The organism is Dactylosporangium sp. NPDC005572 (genome assembly GCF_040605515.1).
Taxonomy (GTDB): Bacteria; Actinomycetota; Actinomycetes; order Mycobacteriales; family Micromonosporaceae; genus Dactylosporangium.
The window spans coordinates 39082-55473 of the sequence record NZ_JBEXCY010000064.1 but is presented as its reverse complement, the minus strand read 5'-3'; the positions used below and the strand labels follow the sequence as shown (position 1 = coordinate 55473).

General features: G+C 73.6%; 18 protein-coding genes. 14 read left to right on the top strand and 4 right to left on the bottom strand.

Features of this window, described 5'->3' with window-relative positions; translation table 11 throughout:
• On the bottom strand, positions 1 to 732 hold a 732-nt coding region (locus tag ABZS66_RS27985), incomplete at its 3' end, for an acyl-CoA dehydrogenase family protein (protein ID WP_354762651.1).
• Positions 733 to 835: 103 nt separating this feature from the next.
• Here ABZS66_RS27985 and ABZS66_RS27980 point away from each other — a divergent pair.
• The 6 genes from ABZS66_RS27980 to ABZS66_RS27955 all read left to right on the top strand — a co-directional run bounded on the left by ABZS66_RS27980 (position 836) and on the right by ABZS66_RS27955 (position 5433).
• Positions 836 to 1762 (top strand): nuclear transport factor 2 family protein, encoded by a 927-nt coding sequence (locus ABZS66_RS27980; RefSeq protein WP_354762649.1) that lies wholly within the window; start codon positions 836 to 838, stop codon positions 1760 to 1762.
• A complete protein-coding gene (locus tag ABZS66_RS27975; protein ID WP_354762647.1) occupies positions 1759 to 2496 on the top strand; it encodes a nitroreductase family protein in 738 nt (245 codons plus the stop codon). Before ABZS66_RS27980 ends, ABZS66_RS27975 begins: the two co-directional genes overlap by 4 nt.
• 82 nt (positions 2497 to 2578) lie before the next feature.
• Positions 2579 to 3280, top strand: a complete 702-nt coding sequence (locus ABZS66_RS27970; RefSeq protein ID WP_354762645.1) for a nitroreductase family protein — start codon at positions 2579 to 2581, stop codon at positions 3278 to 3280.
• Positions 3277 to 4233, top strand: coding sequence for a zinc-binding dehydrogenase (locus ABZS66_RS27965; protein WP_354762643.1), 957 nt, complete (start codon positions 3277 to 3279; stop codon positions 4231 to 4233). Before ABZS66_RS27970 ends, ABZS66_RS27965 begins: the two co-directional genes overlap by 4 nt.
• Positions 4230 to 4958 carry an enoyl-CoA hydratase/isomerase family protein gene (locus tag ABZS66_RS27960; RefSeq protein ID WP_354762641.1) on the top strand — a complete coding sequence of 243 codons (729 nt, stop codon included), beginning with the start codon at positions 4230 to 4232 and terminating at the stop codon, positions 4956 to 4958. Before ABZS66_RS27965 ends, ABZS66_RS27960 begins: the two co-directional genes overlap by 4 nt.
• A 1-nt stretch (position 4959) precedes the next feature.
• Positions 4960 to 5433 carry a MaoC family dehydratase gene (locus ABZS66_RS27955; RefSeq protein WP_354762639.1) on the top strand — a complete coding sequence of 158 codons (474 nt, stop codon included), beginning with the start codon at positions 4960 to 4962 and terminating at the stop codon, positions 5431 to 5433.
• A 187-nt stretch (positions 5434 to 5620) separates the two neighbouring features.
• Here the strand turns inward: ABZS66_RS27955 and ABZS66_RS27950 are convergent, their stop codons facing one another.
• From ABZS66_RS27950 to ABZS66_RS27940, 3 genes are read right to left on the bottom strand one after another with little or no spacing between them, the layout of a single operon-like run.
• The gene (locus ABZS66_RS27950; protein WP_354762637.1) at positions 5621 to 6142 is read right to left on the bottom strand and encodes a flavin reductase family protein; all 522 of its coding nucleotides are present in this window, start codon (positions 6140 to 6142) and stop codon (positions 5621 to 5623) included.
• Positions 6139 to 6963 (bottom strand): VOC family protein, encoded by an 825-nt coding sequence (locus tag ABZS66_RS27945; RefSeq protein ID WP_354762635.1) that lies wholly within the window; start codon positions 6961 to 6963, stop codon positions 6139 to 6141. Before ABZS66_RS27945 ends, ABZS66_RS27950 begins: the two co-directional genes overlap by 4 nt.
• Positions 6960 to 7682 carry an enoyl-CoA hydratase/isomerase family protein gene (locus ABZS66_RS27940; RefSeq protein WP_354762633.1) on the bottom strand — a complete coding sequence of 241 codons (723 nt, stop codon included), beginning with the start codon at positions 7680 to 7682 and terminating at the stop codon, positions 6960 to 6962. Before ABZS66_RS27940 ends, ABZS66_RS27945 begins: the two co-directional genes overlap by 4 nt.
• 193 nt (positions 7683 to 7875) lie before the next feature.
• Here ABZS66_RS27940 and ABZS66_RS27935 point away from each other — a divergent pair, with 193 nt between their 5' ends.
• Genes ABZS66_RS27935 through ABZS66_RS27900 form a run of 8 tightly spaced genes read left to right on the top strand, consistent with a single transcriptional unit; the run spans position 7876 to position 16380 of the window.
• Positions 7876 to 9396, top strand: a complete 1521-nt coding sequence (locus ABZS66_RS27935) for an ABC transporter substrate-binding protein (RefSeq protein WP_354762631.1) — start codon at positions 7876 to 7878, stop codon at positions 9394 to 9396.
• Between the two features lie 2 nt (positions 9397 to 9398).
• Positions 9399 to 10247 (top strand): ATP-binding cassette domain-containing protein, encoded by an 849-nt coding sequence (locus tag ABZS66_RS27930; RefSeq protein WP_354762629.1) that lies wholly within the window; start codon positions 9399 to 9401, stop codon positions 10245 to 10247.
• On the top strand, positions 10244 to 11218 hold the full coding sequence (locus ABZS66_RS27925; protein WP_354762627.1) for an ABC transporter permease: 975 nt from the start codon (positions 10244 to 10246) through the stop codon (positions 11216 to 11218). The genes ABZS66_RS27930 and ABZS66_RS27925 overlap by 4 nt, the downstream gene beginning before the upstream one ends.
• A gap of 4 nt (positions 11219 to 11222) precedes the next feature.
• Positions 11223 to 12122 carry an ABC transporter permease gene (locus tag ABZS66_RS27920; RefSeq protein WP_354762625.1) on the top strand — a complete coding sequence of 300 codons (900 nt, stop codon included), beginning with the start codon at positions 11223 to 11225 and terminating at the stop codon, positions 12120 to 12122.
• Positions 12119 to 12907 carry an ABC transporter ATP-binding protein gene (locus tag ABZS66_RS27915; RefSeq protein WP_354762623.1) on the top strand — a complete coding sequence of 263 codons (789 nt, stop codon included), beginning with the start codon at positions 12119 to 12121 and terminating at the stop codon, positions 12905 to 12907. The genes ABZS66_RS27920 and ABZS66_RS27915 overlap by 4 nt, the downstream gene beginning before the upstream one ends.
• Before the next feature lie 5 nt (positions 12908 to 12912).
• On the top strand, positions 12913 to 14292 hold the full coding sequence (locus ABZS66_RS27910; RefSeq protein ID WP_354762621.1) for a zinc ribbon domain-containing protein: 1380 nt from the start codon (positions 12913 to 12915) through the stop codon (positions 14290 to 14292).
• Entirely contained in the window at positions 14282 to 15466 is a 1185-nt protein-coding gene (locus tag ABZS66_RS27905) for an acetyl-CoA acetyltransferase (RefSeq protein ID WP_354762619.1), read from the top strand. Before ABZS66_RS27910 ends, ABZS66_RS27905 begins: the two co-directional genes overlap by 11 nt.
• A complete protein-coding gene (locus tag ABZS66_RS27900) occupies positions 15463 to 16380 on the top strand; it encodes an SDR family NAD(P)-dependent oxidoreductase (RefSeq protein WP_354762617.1) in 918 nt (305 codons plus the stop codon). The genes ABZS66_RS27905 and ABZS66_RS27900 overlap by 4 nt, the downstream gene beginning before the upstream one ends.
• The last annotated feature ends 12 nt before the right edge of the window (positions 16381 to 16392 follow it).

Genomic DNA, 16392 nt, shown 5'->3' with positions numbered 1-16392 from the left:
CAGCGCCTGGGCCGCGATCGTCACCCGGGTGTGGTCCAGCGTGCGCATCGCCGTGGCGAAGCCGGTGCCGGGCTCGCCGATGATCCGGTCGGCCGGGATGCGCACGTTGTCGAGGTACACCTCCCGGGTCGGGGAGCCCTTGATGCCCAGCTTGCGCTCGGGGGCGCCGAAGCTGACGCCCGGGTCCGACTTCTCCACCACGAACGCCGAGATGCCGCGGGCGCGCTCGCCGGGGGAGGTGACGGCGAAGACCGTGTAGTACTCGCTCACACCCGCGTTGGAGATCCACCGCTTCACGCCGTTGAGGACCCAGGTGTCGCCGTCCAGGACGGCGCGGGTCTGCATGCTCGCCGCGTCGCTGCCGGCCTCCGGCTCGGACAGGCAGTACGAGAACATCGCCTCGCCGCGGGCGACCGGCGGCAGGTAGCGCCGGCGCAGCTCCTCGGACGCGGCCAGCAGCAGGGGCATGGTGCCGAGCTTGTTGCCCGCCGGGATCAGCGAGGACGACCCGCAGGCGCGGGCGACCTCCTCGATGACGATCACCGTGGCGAGGGCGTCGGCGTCGGCGCCGCCGTACTCGGCCGGGACGTGGGGGGCGTGGAAGTCGGCGGCCCGCAGCGCGTCGTAGGAGGCCTGCGGGAACTCGGCCCGCTCGTCGGCGAGCGCGGCGTTGGGGGCGACCTTGTCGTCGCAGACCGCTCGAACGGCCGCGCGAATCTCGGAGTACGACACGCCGAGAGAATACCAGCCGGTCGGAATGCCACACTAGCTTGAGCACTGCCGGCGTGACGTGATAGATACCTTCCAGTCGGTATGCAAATACGAAGGAGGGCACGTGACGCGGGCCGTCCGAGCTGGTATGGACTTCATCACCGCCCTCGACCGGGGCAGCCTCGGCGGGCTCGCCAGGCTGTGCGCGCCCGGCGCGACCTGGTGGGTCGACTCCGGGCCCGACCGCCGCGGCGGCGACCACGCGGGGGAGGGCAGCGGGCGCTTCCCGCTGCACGGCGCGATGCGCATGGACGACAAGCTCGCGCTCATGCGCGAGCTCGGCCCGGCCGCGTTCCCGACCGGCTGCCGGCAGATCCCGCGCCGCATCGTCGCCGGCGACGACGCCTGCGTCATCGAGGTCGAGGGCCACGGCGTGCACGCCTCCGGCGCGGTCTACGCCAACCGCTACGGGTTCGTCTTCGACGTCGACGCGCACGGCGCGATCGTGTCGGTGCGCGAGTACCTCGACACCCTCCACGCCCAGCAGGTGGTCGGCGACGGAGAACCCGTCCCGGGCAGTACGACCGAGCACCCCGAACCGGTCCACCAGGACGCACCGGCAGCGGTGACGACCATGTGGGCCGCCCTCGCGGCCGGGGACCTCGACGCGTTCGGGAAGCTGTTCACCGAGGACGCCACCTGGTGGACCGACACGGGCCCGGACCGCGACCGCGGCCGCCTCCACCGGCGGGGCGACATCGCGGCCAGCCCGTTCCACGGCGTCGTCCCCATCGCCGACAAGCTGGGGGCGATGCGCGCCCGCATCGCCAGCGGGGTGTACAGGTCGGCCGCCGTGACCGTCACCCCGCAGCGCTGGATCGCCGACGACACGCTCGTGGCCGTCGAGGCGACCGGCGAGGCCCTGCTGGGCGGCGGCCGGTACCAGAACCGCTACCTGTGGGTCGTCGACGTGCGCCCCACCGGCATCGCCGCCGTCCGCGAGTACTGCGACACCCTGCACATCGCCGAGCTGATGGGTTACCCGACGTGAAGCCGCTCACCGACCTCAACCACGTCCTGACCACGACCCGGTCCGTCCGCCGCAGGCTCGACTACGACCGCCCGGTCCCGCTCGGCCTCGTCGGCGAGTGCCTCCAGCTCGCCCTCCAGGCGCCCACCGGCGGCGCCGCCGAGGACTGGCGGTGGCTCGTCGTCGGCGACCCGCGCACCAAGGCGGCGCTCGCCGAGCTGTACCTGGCCGCGTACGTCGAGTACGTGCAGCGGCCGCTGCAGGACGCCGACAGCCCGATCGTCCGCGACCGCCTCGGCGGCCGCAACGCGGACGGCAGCCTCAGCGCGCGCACGGCCCGCATCCTCGGCGGCGCCGAGGATCTCGCGCACAACATCGGCCGCGCGCCGTACCTGCTGATCCCGTGCGCCACCCGCCCGAACCCGGCCAAGGGCGGCGCCGGCACGAACTCGGCCGTCTACGGCTCGCTGTATCCGGCGATCTGGCAGTTCAACCTGGCGCTGCGGGCCCGCGGCCTCGGCACCGTCATCACCACCCTGCACCTGCACCACGCCGCGGCCGCCGCCGCGCTGCTCGGCATCCCCGACCACGCGCTGCAGATCACGATGCTGCCGGTCGCGTACACCCAGGGCACCGACTTCCGGGTCGCGGCCCGCAAGCCCGTCAACGCCGTCGCCTACCTCGACCGCTGGGGCGAGCCGCTGCCCTACGACGACAAGCCCGTCGAGCGGCTCACCGGAGAGGAGTACGCATGAGTGGTTCCGGAGCGCAGCGGAGGAGGCCGCTCATCATGGGCTCAGTCTGGAGCTCGTGCGGCCGGAGCGGAGCGGAGGTCGCATGAGCACCCCCGTGATCCGCGACATCGACGAGGTCCTCACGACGACCCGCGCCGTGCGCAACCGCATGGACTTCGAACGGCCGGTGAGCCGTGCCGTCGTCGAGGAGTGCCTGCGCCTCGCCCAGCAGGCCCCGATGGGCTCCAACCTGGAGGACTGGCGCATCGTCGCCGTCGACGACCCGGCCCTGAAACGTCGGCTGGCCGAGCTGTACACCGAGGTCTGGCACCAGACGGTCGAGGGACCCCTCGCGAGCGGCGAGGCGGCGACCACCACCCGGCTGTCGCCGTCGGTGCGGCCGGACCCCGTGACGCAGGCGCGGCAGACCCGCGTGCTGAAGGCGGTGAAGTACCTCGTCGACCACCTCGAGCAGGTGCCGGTCCTCGTCGTGCTGTGCAGCACCAAGCCGATCCCGCAGCACCCGGTCGGCGGCACAGCCTCGGGGTACTACGGCTCGATCTTCCCGTTCGCCTGGTCGTTCCAGCTCGCCCTGCGCTCCCGCGGCCTCGGCTCGGTGATGGCCACGGCCCTCGCCCACAAGGCCGGCCGGGTCCAGGCCGCCCTCGGCCTGCCCGACGACTGGCGGCCGATCACGCTGCTGCCGGTCGCCTACACGAAGGGCCTCGACTTCCGCCCCGCCGCCCGCGCCGACCTGTCCGACGTCGCCTTCTGGAACGGCCCCACCGAGCGGGCCGCCGGATGAGGGCCGCGTACCTCGTCGAGCCCGACGCCGACCGGCCCGCCGAGGCCATCCGCGTCGGCGACCTCGACCCGGCACCGGCGCCGGACGGCTGGGTCGAGGTCGACGTGCGCGCCGGCGCCCTCAACATGCACGACATCTGGACCCTGCGCGGCGCCAACAAGGGCACCGGAACCCGCCCCCACGTCATCGGCAGCGACGCCGCCGGCGTCGCCGGGGACCGCGACGTGATCGTGTACCCGGTGGTCCCGAGGAAGCCGGACGGCAGGATCGTCGAACACGCCGTCCTGCTGCCCGACGCCGGCCACGGCGTCCTCGCCGAGCGCATCGCCGTGCCGCCCGGCCACCTGGTGGCCAAGCCGGGCCACCTGAGCTGGTCCGAGGCGGCGGCGCTGCCGACCGCGTGGCTCACGGCGTACCGCATGCTGTTCACCAAGGCCCGCCTCGAACCCGGCCACGTCGTGCTCGTGCAGGGCGCCGGCGGCGGCGTCGCCACCGCCGCGATCGGCCTCGCCGCCGCGGCCGGCGCCACCGTCGTCGTCACCTCCCGCTCGCCCGGGAAGCGCGAGCGCGCCCTCGCCCTCGGCGCCACCGCCGCGATCGGCAGCGGCGAGCGCGTCCCGCAGCTCGCCGACGTCGTCGTCGAGACCGTCGGCCCGGCCACCTTCGAGCACTCCACCCGCTCCACGCGGGCCGGCGGCACGATCGTCGTCTGCGGCGGCACCAGCGGCTTCGCCGCCCAACTCGACCTGGCCCGGCTGTTCGCCCGCGAGATCAGCGTGCACGGCTCGACCATGGGCACGCTCGCCGAGTTCGAGGCGCTCGTCGCGTTCGTCGCCGCGCACCGCATCCGGCCCGCCGTCGACAGCACCGCCGACCTCGCCGACGTGCGCGCGCAGGCCGCCCGGATGCTGGCCGGGGAAGCGTTCGGCAAGCTCTGCGTGAGCCTGTCGTGAGCCCCGTCGCGCTCGCCCGCCGCGGTGCCGCTTTGTGGGCCCGCATCGATCGCGGCGGTACCGGAAACGCCTGCAACTCCGCCGTGATGGCCGGACTGGAGGCGTGGCTGGCGACCGGCGATCCCGCGGTGCGGGTCCTGGTGCTCACCGGCAGCGGCCGCAGCTTCTGCGCCGGCGCCGACCTGACCGAGGCGACGAGCCTGCTCGGCGACCAGGCCGCCCTGCGGGCGTTCCTCGACCGGGGCCGCCGCCTCGTGCGGGCCGTCCGCGCCGCGCCGGTGCCGACGATCGCCGCGGTCAACGGGGCCGCGTTCGGCGGCGGCCTCGAACTGCTGCTCGCCTGCGACATCGCCGTCGCCGCCGACACCGCCCGCATCGGCGACCGGCACATCGCCGTCGGCCAGGTCCCCGGCTGGGGCTCCAGCGTCCTGCTGCCCCAGGCCGTCGGCCCGGCCGCCGCGCGCCGGCTGCTCATCGCCGGCGAGACCTGGACCGCGGCCGAGGCCGCCGGGCACGGACTGGTCAGCGAGGTCGTCCCCGGCGACGCCCTCGAAGCCCACGTCGACGCCCTCGCGGCCCGCATCGCCGTGCTCGACCCGACCGCCGTCGGGCGGATGCTGCGCGTCGCCCGGCCGCCCGTGGACGACGCGGCCTGGGACCGCGAATGGGACACCCTCACCGAACACATCGCGGCGCAGCGCGACAGCGCCGCCAGATCGGAGTGACATGCGACCCGCACGCAAGACCGTCGTACCCGCCCCGCGCGACCTGACCGCCCTCGCCGGCAAGGAACTCGGCGCCAGCGCGGCCCAGGTGGTGACCCAGGAGCAGGTGAACCTGTTCGCCGGCGTGACCGGCGACCACCAGTGGATCCACGTCGACGTCGAGCGGGCGCGGTCCGGGCCGTTCGGCTCGACCATCGTCCACGGCTTCTTCACCCTGGCCCTGGTCCCGCTCCTGCTCGCGGACATTCTCGAGGTGGAGTCGTACTCCATGGGCGTCAACTACGGCCTGGACCGCGTCCGGTTCGTCAAGCCGCTGCCGCCGGGCACGCCGATCCAGGGCGTCGCGACGCTCGTCTCCGCCGACCCGCTCAAGGACGCCGACGGCGTACAGGCCAAGGCGTCCGTCGTGGTCGAGTTCGCCGAGACGGGCGAGACCTGCTGCGCGGCCGAGATCCTGTTCCGCTACTACGCCTGACGGGGGCGCGCCCGCGCCGGCCCGTCACGTCGGTGCCGGTCCGCGGGCGCTCGCCCGCTCCTCAGCGTCGATCTTGGAGTTGTGGCGCCTGACAAACCCGGACATTGTGGGAGTGTCGCGGCGCCACAACCTCAAGATCGGCGCCGGCGGCGCCGAGGGGACGGTGCCGGCGGCGCCGAAGGGGGTGTCACTCGACGGCGGTCACCGGGGCTGCGAAACGGCCCCGGTAGAAGGACAGCGCCGGCACCTTCGTCGGCTTCAGGTGGACGTGGTCGATGTCGAGCAGCACGATCACGTGGTCGCCGCTGGTGATCACCTCGTTGCGGCGGCCGGCGAGGACCGCCGGCGTACCGGGCAGCAGCGGCACCCCGTCGGGGCCGGGCACCCAGGACACCCCGCTGAGCTTCTCGGCGCCGGTCAGGCCCGAGGTCGCGAACCGGAGGGCCACGTCCTCCTGGTCCTGGCTGAGGATGTGGATCGCGATCCGGGCCGAGTCCATGAGCACCCGGAAGCTCGACGAGGAGTTCGCGACGCAGAACAGCACCTTCGCCGGCTCCAGCGATACCGACGTGAAGGAGTTGACGGTCAGCGCGGCGACGGCCGAGCCCGAGGACGGGCCGGTCACCGCGGTCACCGCCGTCACGCCGGTCGGGAAGTGCCCGCAGACCTGGCGGAACTGGGCGGAGTCGAAGAGGGGCTCGGTCATCATCGGCGCACCGCCCGGTCGGAGGGGTCGTCGGAGGGGTCGTGGCGGAGCCCGCCCTCGAGCTGGATGAGGCACAGCGTGTGCCCGCCGGGGTCCTTCACCAGGTGCAGCCGCCCGTGCGGGGTGTCGACCGGCCCGACCGTGGGCTGGCCGCCGAGGGCGGTCACCCGGGCGAGCGCGTCGTCGAGGTCGGCGACGGTGAAGTAGGTGATCCACTTCGACGGGATGAGGTTGGGCCACTCGTTGTCGAGCTCGAGGACGCCGGCGACGGGTACGTCGCCGAGCATGAGCACGGTGTACGGGCGGGCCGTCGGTGAGTCGTCGCGCTGCTGGGTGGTGTAGCCGAACAGGGCCCGGTAGTAGTCGACGGACGCGGCCGGCTCGCCGGTGTCCAGCTCGTTCCAGCACAGCGCGCCGACCGCGTTGAGCACCTCGACGCCGGCCCGCGACTCGCCCTGGTAGAGGCCGAACGCGGCGCCGAACGGGTCGATCACGGCGGCGCCGGAGCCGGCGGCCGGCAGGTAGCGGGGCGGCGTGACGAGCTCGCCGCCGAGCGTGACCGCCAGCTGCGCGGAGCGCTCGATGTCGTCGACCGCGAAGTAGGTGATCCAGCCGCGGGGCCGGCCGCCGTGCAGGCCGGTGGCGTCGGAGATGCCGGCGACGTCGCGGCCGCCGACGCTGCACATCCGGTACGTCGTGCTGCCCAGCTGCTCGTGCCGGACGCTCCAGCCGAGCAGCGCGCGGTAGAAGTCCTCGGCCCGGGCCGGGTCGGGCGTGCACAGCTCGATCCAGACGGCCTCGCCGGCCCGGAACCGCCCGCTCACCGCGACGCTCCGGTGACGATCGTGCGCGCCGACACCTGGTAGGCGCGCTCGGGGGAGCCGGTGGCGAGGCTCGACTCGACGACCTCCACCACCGCCCGCAGCGTCTCCCCCGGTACCGCGGCCAGGTCGCCGACGAGCGTGTCCACCGCGCCGTCGAGGTCGGCGGCGGGGACCACCCGGGCGACCAGCCCCCAGGCGAGCAGCTGTGCGGCGCTCGCCGTGGCGGCGCCGGTGAGCAGGTCGTAGGCGTGGGCGCGGGGCAGGGCCTGGGCGATCGTGTGCCCGACGCCGGCCGGCGCGAAGCCGTAGCGGGCCTCCGGCAGCGTGAGCACGGCGTCCGCGGCGGCCACCGGCAGGTGCACCGCGGCGAGCAGCCCGGCGCCGAACCCGATGATCTTGCCGCGGACGGCGGCGACGACGGGCACGGGCAGGGCCCGCACCCGCCGCAGGGCGGCGTCGCTGTCGCGCAGGCCGTCGGCGACGGCGGCGGCGGTCGTGGCCGCGAGGGCGGCGAACGACGAGGTGTCCCAGCCGCCGCAGAAGTGCCGGCCGGCCATGTCGAGGCGGACGACCGCGCAGGCCTCGCCGGCCGCGGCGGTCTCCAGGGTGTCGACCAGTTCGCGCAGCGCCGCGTCGTCGAAGCAGTTGCCGCGCGTCGCGTTGTCGTAGCACACCCGGGCGACACGGCCGTCGTGCTCGCGGGTCAGGGTGATGGTCACCGGCGCAGCATACAGACCGGTCGGTATGAAGGCAACGCCGCTGGCTGGGCGCCCGATGTCATCCGATCGTCACAATCGCGATACGCCGTGGACCTGTTGACTTGATACCGGCTGGTCGGTACTTTGTGGCCAGCGTCACGGCCGCTGACCGCGGTGACACGTCACAGTCCATCGCTTGTGAAGGACGTCCATAATGATCATCAGAATCTTGCGATCCCGGCGGCCGTTGGCGCTGGCCGCCGCCCTCACGATCGCGAGCGCCGGGCTCGCCGCCTGCGGCGGCTCCGAGCCCGGCAGCACCCAGTCGGCCGGACCGCTCACCGTCCGGGCGCTCCTGGCCGCCCAGCCCGCCACCCTCGACCCCATCGTCGGCGCCCGCTCCGCCCAGATCGTCTGGGCGACGATGCTCGAGCCCCTGATCAACACCGACAAGGCCCTGGCCATGACCGACACCGGCCTGGTCACGAGCTGGACCCGCACCGACCCGACCACCTGGACGCTGAAGGTCCGTGACGGCGTCAGCTTCAGCAACGGCGAGAAGGCCGACGCGGCCGCGGTCGCCAACACCCTGCTGCTCACCCGCGACACCGCGGCGTCGCAGCTGAAGTCCTACTTCACCAACGTGACCGCCGTCGACGCCCCCGACGCGAGCACCGTGGTCGTCAAGACCAAGACCCCGCAGTACAACATCCCCGACCTGCTCACCACGGTCTACCTGGTGCCGCCGAAGTACTACAAGGACAAGGGCTCCGAGGGCTTCGCGGCCGAGCCGATCGGCACCGGCCCCTACGTCTGGGCGGGCGCGCATGCCGGCCGCGACATCTCGGTCAAGAAGAACCCGAGCTACTGGGGCACCGCGGCCGCCAACGACGGCATCACCTTCACCTGGGCCAACGAGGCCGCGCAGCGGCTCGCGCTGATCCAGAGCAAGAGCGTCGACGTCTCCTTCGACCTGCCGCCCGCGCAGGCCAACGAGGCCAAGAAGGCCGGCATCGACGTGGTCAGCACCGAGACCGCCATGAAGATCATCGCGTTCCTCGACTCGACCAAGGCGCCGTTCAACGACCCGAAGCTGCGCGAGGCCGCCGCCCTGGCCATCGACCGGGACGCGATCGTCAAGGGCATCTTCGACGGCCAGGCCGTCGCCGACACCGGCCTGCTCAACATCAACCCGGGCCAGCAGCCGGCGCAGAGCGTCAAGGCCGACCCGGCCAAGGCCAAGGAGCTCGTCGGCTCCTCGGCGCCGGCCGTGCAGATCACCTACCCGGCCGCGCAGTACACCAACATCGAAGAGGTCTCGCAGGCCGTCGGCGGCGCCCTGGAGAAGGCCGGCTTCAAGGTCACCTATGTCCCGATCGACTACGGCACGCTGGTCAAGCGGGTCGTCGGCCGCCAGGTCCCCGGCATCGCCATCTTCGCCGGTGTCCCGAACGTCGCCACCCCGGACTACTTCGCCAGCGGCTTCATGAAGACCAAGTCGATCACCGGCAACTGCCCCGACCCGCAGATCGACGAGCTGGTCGGCAAGGCCCTGGAGCAGGACAGCGCCCAGGCCGCCGCGCCGATGTACGAGCAGCTCAACACGATGGGCGTGGTCGACAAGCACTGCTACGTCCCGCTCTACCGGCAGGTGTTCAACTACGCGACCAACGGCGTCAAGGGTGTGGTGTTCGGCCCGCTGAACACCGTCGACTTCACGAAGACGACCCGCTGACGATGCCCGAGGCAGTCGAGACGGGAGTGCCGGGCGGCGACGTCGCCCGGCACCTCCGCACCCCCGAAACCGACACCCCCGTGCTGGTGATCGACGACCTCGTCGTCGAGCACCGCAACCGCAGCACCGGCGAGGTCTTCCGGGCGGTCGACGGCGTGTCGCTGCGCATCGACGCCGGCCGCAGCGTCGCCGTCGTCGGCGAGTCCGGCTCCGGCAAGACGACCCTGGCCATGGCCGCGACCGGCCTCGGTCCGCGGGGCGAGGGCGACATCCGGCTGCTCGGGCACTCGCTGTCCGCGGTCGGCCGCAAGGAGCTGCGCCGGCTGCGGCCCGAGGTCCAGGTGGTCTTCCAGGACCCGCACGGCTCCCTCGACCCGCGCCAGTCCGTCCGGTCGGGCCTGCGCGAGCTGCGCAGCCTGCAGCCGAAGCGCACCGCCTGGATCGACGACACCGGCCTGCTCGGCCGGGTCCGGCTCGCGCCGGAGATGCTCGAGCGCTACCCGCACCAGCTCTCCGGCGGCCAGGCGCAGCGGGTCTGCATCGCCCGCGCGCTGCTCATGCGCCCGCGGCTCATCGTCGCCGACGAGCCGACCTCCGGCCTCGACGTCTCCGTCCAGGCCGACGTGCTCGCCCTGCTCAAGGAGATCCGGGCGACCACCGGGGCCGCGCTGCTCATGATCAGCCACGACCTGGCCGTCGTGCGCTCGGTCTGCGACGACGTGCACGTCATGCACCGCGGCCGGGTCGTCGAGTCCGGGCCGTGCGAGACGGTCTTCGCCACCCCCGAGCACGAGTACACCCGCGAGCTGCTCGCCGCCATGCCCGGCGCGCGCTGGAGGTCCCGCCGATGAACACCAGCACGCAGACGCGCCCCGCAGCAACGCGGCCGAAGGGGCGGCTCAACGCCGGCACCCTGCGTCGCGCCGGCGCCCGGGTCGCCGCCCTGCTCGCCTCGCTGCTCATCGCGCTGAGCATGGCGTTCCTGCTCGGCCGCCTCTCCGGCGACCCGACCGCCACCATCCTCGGCCCGATGGCCCCCGAGGAGCAGCGCGTCCAGCTGCGCCACGAGCTCGGCCTCGACCGGCCGCTCATCGTGCAGTACCTCGACTACCTCAAGGGCGTCTTCACCGGCGACCTCGGCCAGTCGCTGCAGTTCTACCAGCCGAACACCACCATGATCATGGACCGGCTGCCGTTCACGCTGCAGCTCGTCGCGGGCGGCATGGCCCTGGCCGTGCTCATCGGCGTGCCGCTCGGCGTGCTCGCCGCCCGCCGCGAGGGCACCTGGTGGGACCGGGCCGCCTCGACCCTCGCCCTGCTCGGGCAGTCGGTGCCGGTCTTCTGGTTCGGCATGATGCTCGTGGTCCTCTTCGCCGTGAAGCTCGGCTGGCTGCCGGCCGGGCAGTCGGGCACGCCGCGGCACCTCGTGCTGCCCGCGCTGACGATGTCGGTGTACCCCATGGCGCAGATCGCCCGGCTGACCCGCGCGTCGATGAGCGAGGCCCTCGCCGAGCCCTACATCGACTCCGCCCGCGCCCGCGGCATCGCCCCGCTGCGGGTCGTCTGGCGCCACGCGTTCAAGAACGCCATGATGCCGATCCTCACCATTGTCGTGCTGCAGACCGGCATCCTGCTCTCCGGCGCCGTCGCGGTCGAGTACGTCTACTCCTGGCCCGGCCTCGGCCAGCTCGCGCTGCAGGCCATCCAGTTCCGCGACTTCCCGCTCGTGCAGGCGATCGTCGTCTTCGGCGCGCTCACCTTCGTCCTGCTCAACCTGCTCGTCGACGTCATCCACTCGATCGTCGACCCGAGGGTGAGGTGACCCCGTGACCCAGCTCGAACTCGAGACCACGACCGGCGACGGCACCGCGCCGGCCACCCCGCCGCGCCGGCGCCGCCGGCGGCGGACCTCGGTCTTCTGGCTCGCCCTGCCGCTGGCGGCGGCCGCGATCCTGGTCTTCGTCCTGCCGCTGACCGGCCTGCTGCCCGAGGCCGGGCAGAACCTGGACGCGACCCGCCGCCCGCCCGGCTTCCTCGCCGGCGGCGCCTGGTCGCACCCGCTCGGCACCGACAAGCTCGGCCAGGACGTGCTGCGCCAGTTCGTCACGGCCGGCCGGATCACGATCGTCATCGGCCTCGTCGGCGCGGTCGTCGCGATCGGCCCCGGCACCCTGCTCGGCGTGCTCGCCGGCTACTTCCGCGGCTGGGTCGACCGGGTCATCTCGGTGCTCATCGACGCCCAGCTGGCCCTGCCGTTCATCCTCATCGCCCTCGCGATCATCTCCAACCGGGGCAGCTCCCTGCCCGTGCTGTTCCTGGTCCTGGCGCTCACCGGCTGGGCCGTCTGCGCCCGGGTCACCCGCTCGGCGACCCTGGCCATCCGCGAGCGGCAGTTCGTGCTCGGCCTGCGCGCCGCCGGCGCGTCCGAGACGCGGATCGTGTTCCGCCACGTCCTGCCCAACCTCGCCGGCACCATCGTGGCCCTGGGCACCCTGCAGGTCGGCACCGCGATCCTCATCGAGAGCGCGCTGAGCTTCCTCGGCCTCGGCGTCGTCCCGCCGATGATCAGCTGGGGCTCGCTGCTCGCCTCCGGCCAGGACGAGCTGAGCCAGGCCTGGTGGATCGCGTTCTTCCCGGGCCTGGCCATCACCCTGCTGGTCCTGCTGGTGAACCTCCTCGGCGACGCCCTGCTCACCCACCACGACCCGCGGAAGAGGCGCCGATGAGCCTGCTCGACGTCCGGGGCCTGTCCATCACCGCCCGGCTCGCCCACGACGACCTGACCCTGCTCGACGGGGTCGACCTGGCGATCGGCCGCGGCGAGATCGTCGGCGTCGTCGGCGAGTCCGGCAGCGGCAAGACCACGCTCGCCCGGTCCGTCGTCGGGCTCCTCGAGCGCAACGTCCGCGTCGCGGCCGGCGCGATCGAGCTCGCCGGCGACGTCGTCGTCGCGCCCGGCGTCGACCGCACCGACCGGATCCGCGGTACCGCCGCCGGCATGGTCTTCCAGGACGCCTCGCGCTCGCTGAACCCGCTCATGAAGGTCCGCACCCACCTCGGCGAGGTGCTGCACCGGCACGTCCGCGGCATCACGAAGGCCGAGGTGGAGCGGCGCTCGGTCGAGGTGCTGGAGCAGATGCGCATCACCGACACGGCGCGGGTCCTCGACAGCTACCCACACCAGCTCTCCGGCGGCCTGCGCCAGCGGGTCGCCATCGGCCTCGCCGTCGTCACCCGCCCCGCGCTGGTGATCGCCGACGAGTGCACCACCGCCCTCGACGTCACCACCCAGACGAAGGTGGTGGGCCTGTTCCGCACCCTCGTCGACGAGCTCGGCATCGGGCTGCTGTTCGTCACGCACGACCTCATGCTCGCCAGCGACCTGTGCGACCGCATCGCCGTGATGAGCGGCGGGCGGGTCGTCGAGCAGGGCAGCACCGAGCACGTCCTGGACCACCCCGAGCAGGAGTACACGAAGCGGCTGCTGGCCGCCATACCTTCGTGGAGCTGAAACACATGTCAGGCATCGGCGCCTACGCCGCCTACCTTCCGGCCTACGCCCTGGCCGACAACCGCCTGGACGCGACGGAGCCGGCGCGCCCCGGCGGCCCGTCCCGCAGCGTCGCCTCGTTCGACGAGGACACGGTCACGATGGCCGTCGAGGCGCTGCGGTACCTCCCGGTAGCACCGGTCGGGCGGCAGCTGCTGCTCGCCACGACGAGCGCGCCCTACGAGGCGAAGACGTCGGCCGGGATCGTGCACGAGGCCCTCGGCCTGGACCCCGGCGTCGCCGCCGCCGACCTGCGCGGGCACCGCTCCGGCGCGACCGCCCTCGACCTCGTCACCGCGACCGGTGCCGCGGCCGCCCTCGCCGACCTGCGCACCACCCGGCCCGGCGCACCCGACGAGCTGGCCCAGGGCGACGCCGCGGCCGCGTTCGTCGGCGGGACCGCCGCTGCCGTCCTGCTCGCCCGGGCCGCGCACACCGCCGAGATCCTCGAACGCTGGCGGCTGCCGGGCGAACGGCACGACCGGGTCTGGGACGAGCGCTTCACCGCCGAGATCCTCACGGAGGCCGGCCTCGCCGCCGCCCGCCGGGCCCTCGCCGAGGCGGCCCTCGACGCCGCCGACCACGTCGTCGTCTCCTCGTCGAACGCCCGCGCCGCCGCGGCCCTGCGCAAGCGGCTGCGCGGCTCCGGCGACGACGCCGCGGTCGAGCGGGCCACCGGGTTCACCGGCGCCGCCCACCCCGGCCTGCTGCTCGCCGACGCCCTCGACCGGGCCGAGCCGGGGCAGACGATTCTGCTGCTGTCGGCGACCGAGGGCGCCGACGCGTTCGTGTTCCGGGTCGCCGACGGGGTCCGGTCCGCGCGGCGCGGCCCGGCCGTGCGCGAACGGCTCGCCGGCCGGCAGACCGTCGGCTACGGGCGGTACCTGCGCTGGCGCGGCCTGCTCGACGTGCAGGGCCCGGCCCGCCCCGCCGCGCCCGCGCCGGCGTCGCCGCCGATGCACCGCCGGGCCGGCTGGAAGTACCGCCTCGAGGGCAGCCAGTGCGGCGCCTGCGGCCGGGTCACCACCCCGCCCGGGCGGGTCTGCGCCGCGTGCGGCATCGCCGGTGACGGCAACGCGAAGGTGTCGCTGCGCGACCGGGCGGCCCGGGTCGTCTCCGTCACCCGCGACCACCTCACGACGATGCCGGAGACCGACGTCGCGATCGTCGTCGCCGACGTCGACGGCGGCGGGCGGCTCACGGCCTACGCCACCGACACGCCGCCTGGCGACGTCACCGTCGGGATGACGCTGACGCCCACGTTCCGGCGGCTCTGGACCACCGACGGCATCCACAACTACTTCTGGAAACTGCGTCCCGCAAAGGATTACACCGATGGGCAGTAGGCGCATGGCCCACGACGTCGCGATCGTCGCGATGGGCTGCACCCAGTTCCGCGACCACTGGACCTCCTCGGCCGACGACCTGCTCGTCGACGCCGTCACCGAGTGCGTCGGCGCCCTGCCGAACGTCACCCTCGACGACGTCGACGCGTTCTGGGTCGGCACCCAGGGCTCCGGCATGTCCGGGCAGACCCTGGCCCGGCCGCTGCGGCTGGTCGGCAAGCCCGTCACCCGCGTCGAGAACTACTGCGCCACCGGCTCGGAGGCGTTCCGCAACGCGGCGTTCGCCGTCGCGTCCGGCGCCTACGACATGGTGATGGCGACCGGCGTCGAGAAGCTCAAGGACTCGTCGCAGTCCGGCCTGTCCGCCGTCTACCCGCCCGACGACGGCACCGCCGTCGACTGGACCGCACCCGCCGGGTTCTCGCTGCTCGCCCCCGCCTACCAGGAGGCGTACGGCGTGGACGCCCGCGGCATGCGCGACGCGCTCACCCGGGTGGCGGTGAAGAACCACGCCAACGGCGCCCGCAACTCCCGGGCACAGTTCCAGAAGGCGGTCACCGCGGAGACGGTCGAGAAGGGCCCGCGCATCGCCGGGCAGCTCGGCGTCATGGACTGCTCCGGCGTCTCCGACGGTGCCGCAGCGGCGATCCTGGTGCGGGCCGAGGACGCCTACCGGTACACCGACAAGCCGGTCTTCCTGCGCGGCATGAGCTTCGTCGCCGGCTCCGGCGCCGGGCTGGCCGCCGACGGCTACGACTTCACGACGTTCCCCGAGGTGGTCGAGGCCGCCCGGCAGGCCTACGAGCAGGCCGGCGTCACCGACCCCGCGACCCAGATCTCCCTCGCGGAGGTCCACGACTGCTTCACCCCGACGGAGGTGGTGCTCATGGAGGACCTCGGCTTCTCCGAGCGCGGCAAGGCCTGGCGCGACATCCTCGACGGCCGCTACGACCTCGGCGGGGCGCTGCCGGTGAACACCGACGGCGGCCTCAAGTCGTTCGGCCACCCGATCGGCGCCACCGGCCTGCGGATGATGTTCGAGTGCTTCACCCAGCTGCGCGGCGAGGCCGGCGAGCGGCAGGTGCCGGATGCCCGGCTGGCCGTCGCGCAGAACCTCGGCGGGCAGCCCGGCTCCTGCGTCGCGTTCGTCGCCGTCCTCGGGAGCGAGCGGTGAGCGCCCGCGTGGACCTCAGCGGCCGGGTCGTCGTGGTCACCGGCGCCGGCAACGGCATCGGCCGCGCACACGCCCTGTCGCTCGCCGAGCGCGGCGCGTCGGTCGTCGTCAACGACCTCGGCGGGTCGCTCGACGGCTCCGGCTCGTCGGGCGCCGCCCAGCAGGTCGTCGACGAGATCGTGAAGGCCGGCGGGACCGCCGCCGCCTCGACCGACTCGGTCGCCACCGCCGAGGGCGGCGCCGCCCTCATCCGGACCGCCGTCGACGCGTTCGGCCGGGTCGACGCCGTCATCCACAACGCCGGCATCCTGCGCGACCGGACCCTGGCCAAGATGGGCGCCGACGACGTCACCGCGGTCCTCGACGTGCACCTCGCCGGCGCGTTCAACGTGCTGCGCCCCGCTTGGCCGCACATGGTCGGGCAGGGCTACGGCCGCATTGTGCTCACCAGCTCCTCGTCGGGGCTGTTCGGCAACTTCGGCCAGTCGAACTACGGCGCGGCCAAGGCCGGGCTGGTCGGGCTCATGAACGTGCTGGCCCTCGAGGGCGCCCGCCGCGGCATCCTGGTCAACACGATCGCGCCGACGGCCGCGACCCGGATGACCGAGGGGCTGCTCGGCGAGCTCGCCGACCGGTTCGACCCGCGGCACGTCGCCGCCGTCGCCACGTTCCTCGCCTCCGAGCAGTGCACGCTGAACCGGCACATCCTCACCGTCGGCGGCGGCCGGGTCGGGCGGATCTTCCTCGGCGTCACGCCGGGCTGGTACTCCGGCCCCGAACCGGCCTCGCCCGACGACATCCTCGCGTCCGTCGACGACATCTGCGCCCTCGACGGGTTCATCGTCCCGGACAGCGGCGCCGACGAGGTGACGCTGATCCAGCAGGTGCTCGCCAGCGACAGCGGAACCGAATAGAAAGCGAGTCAC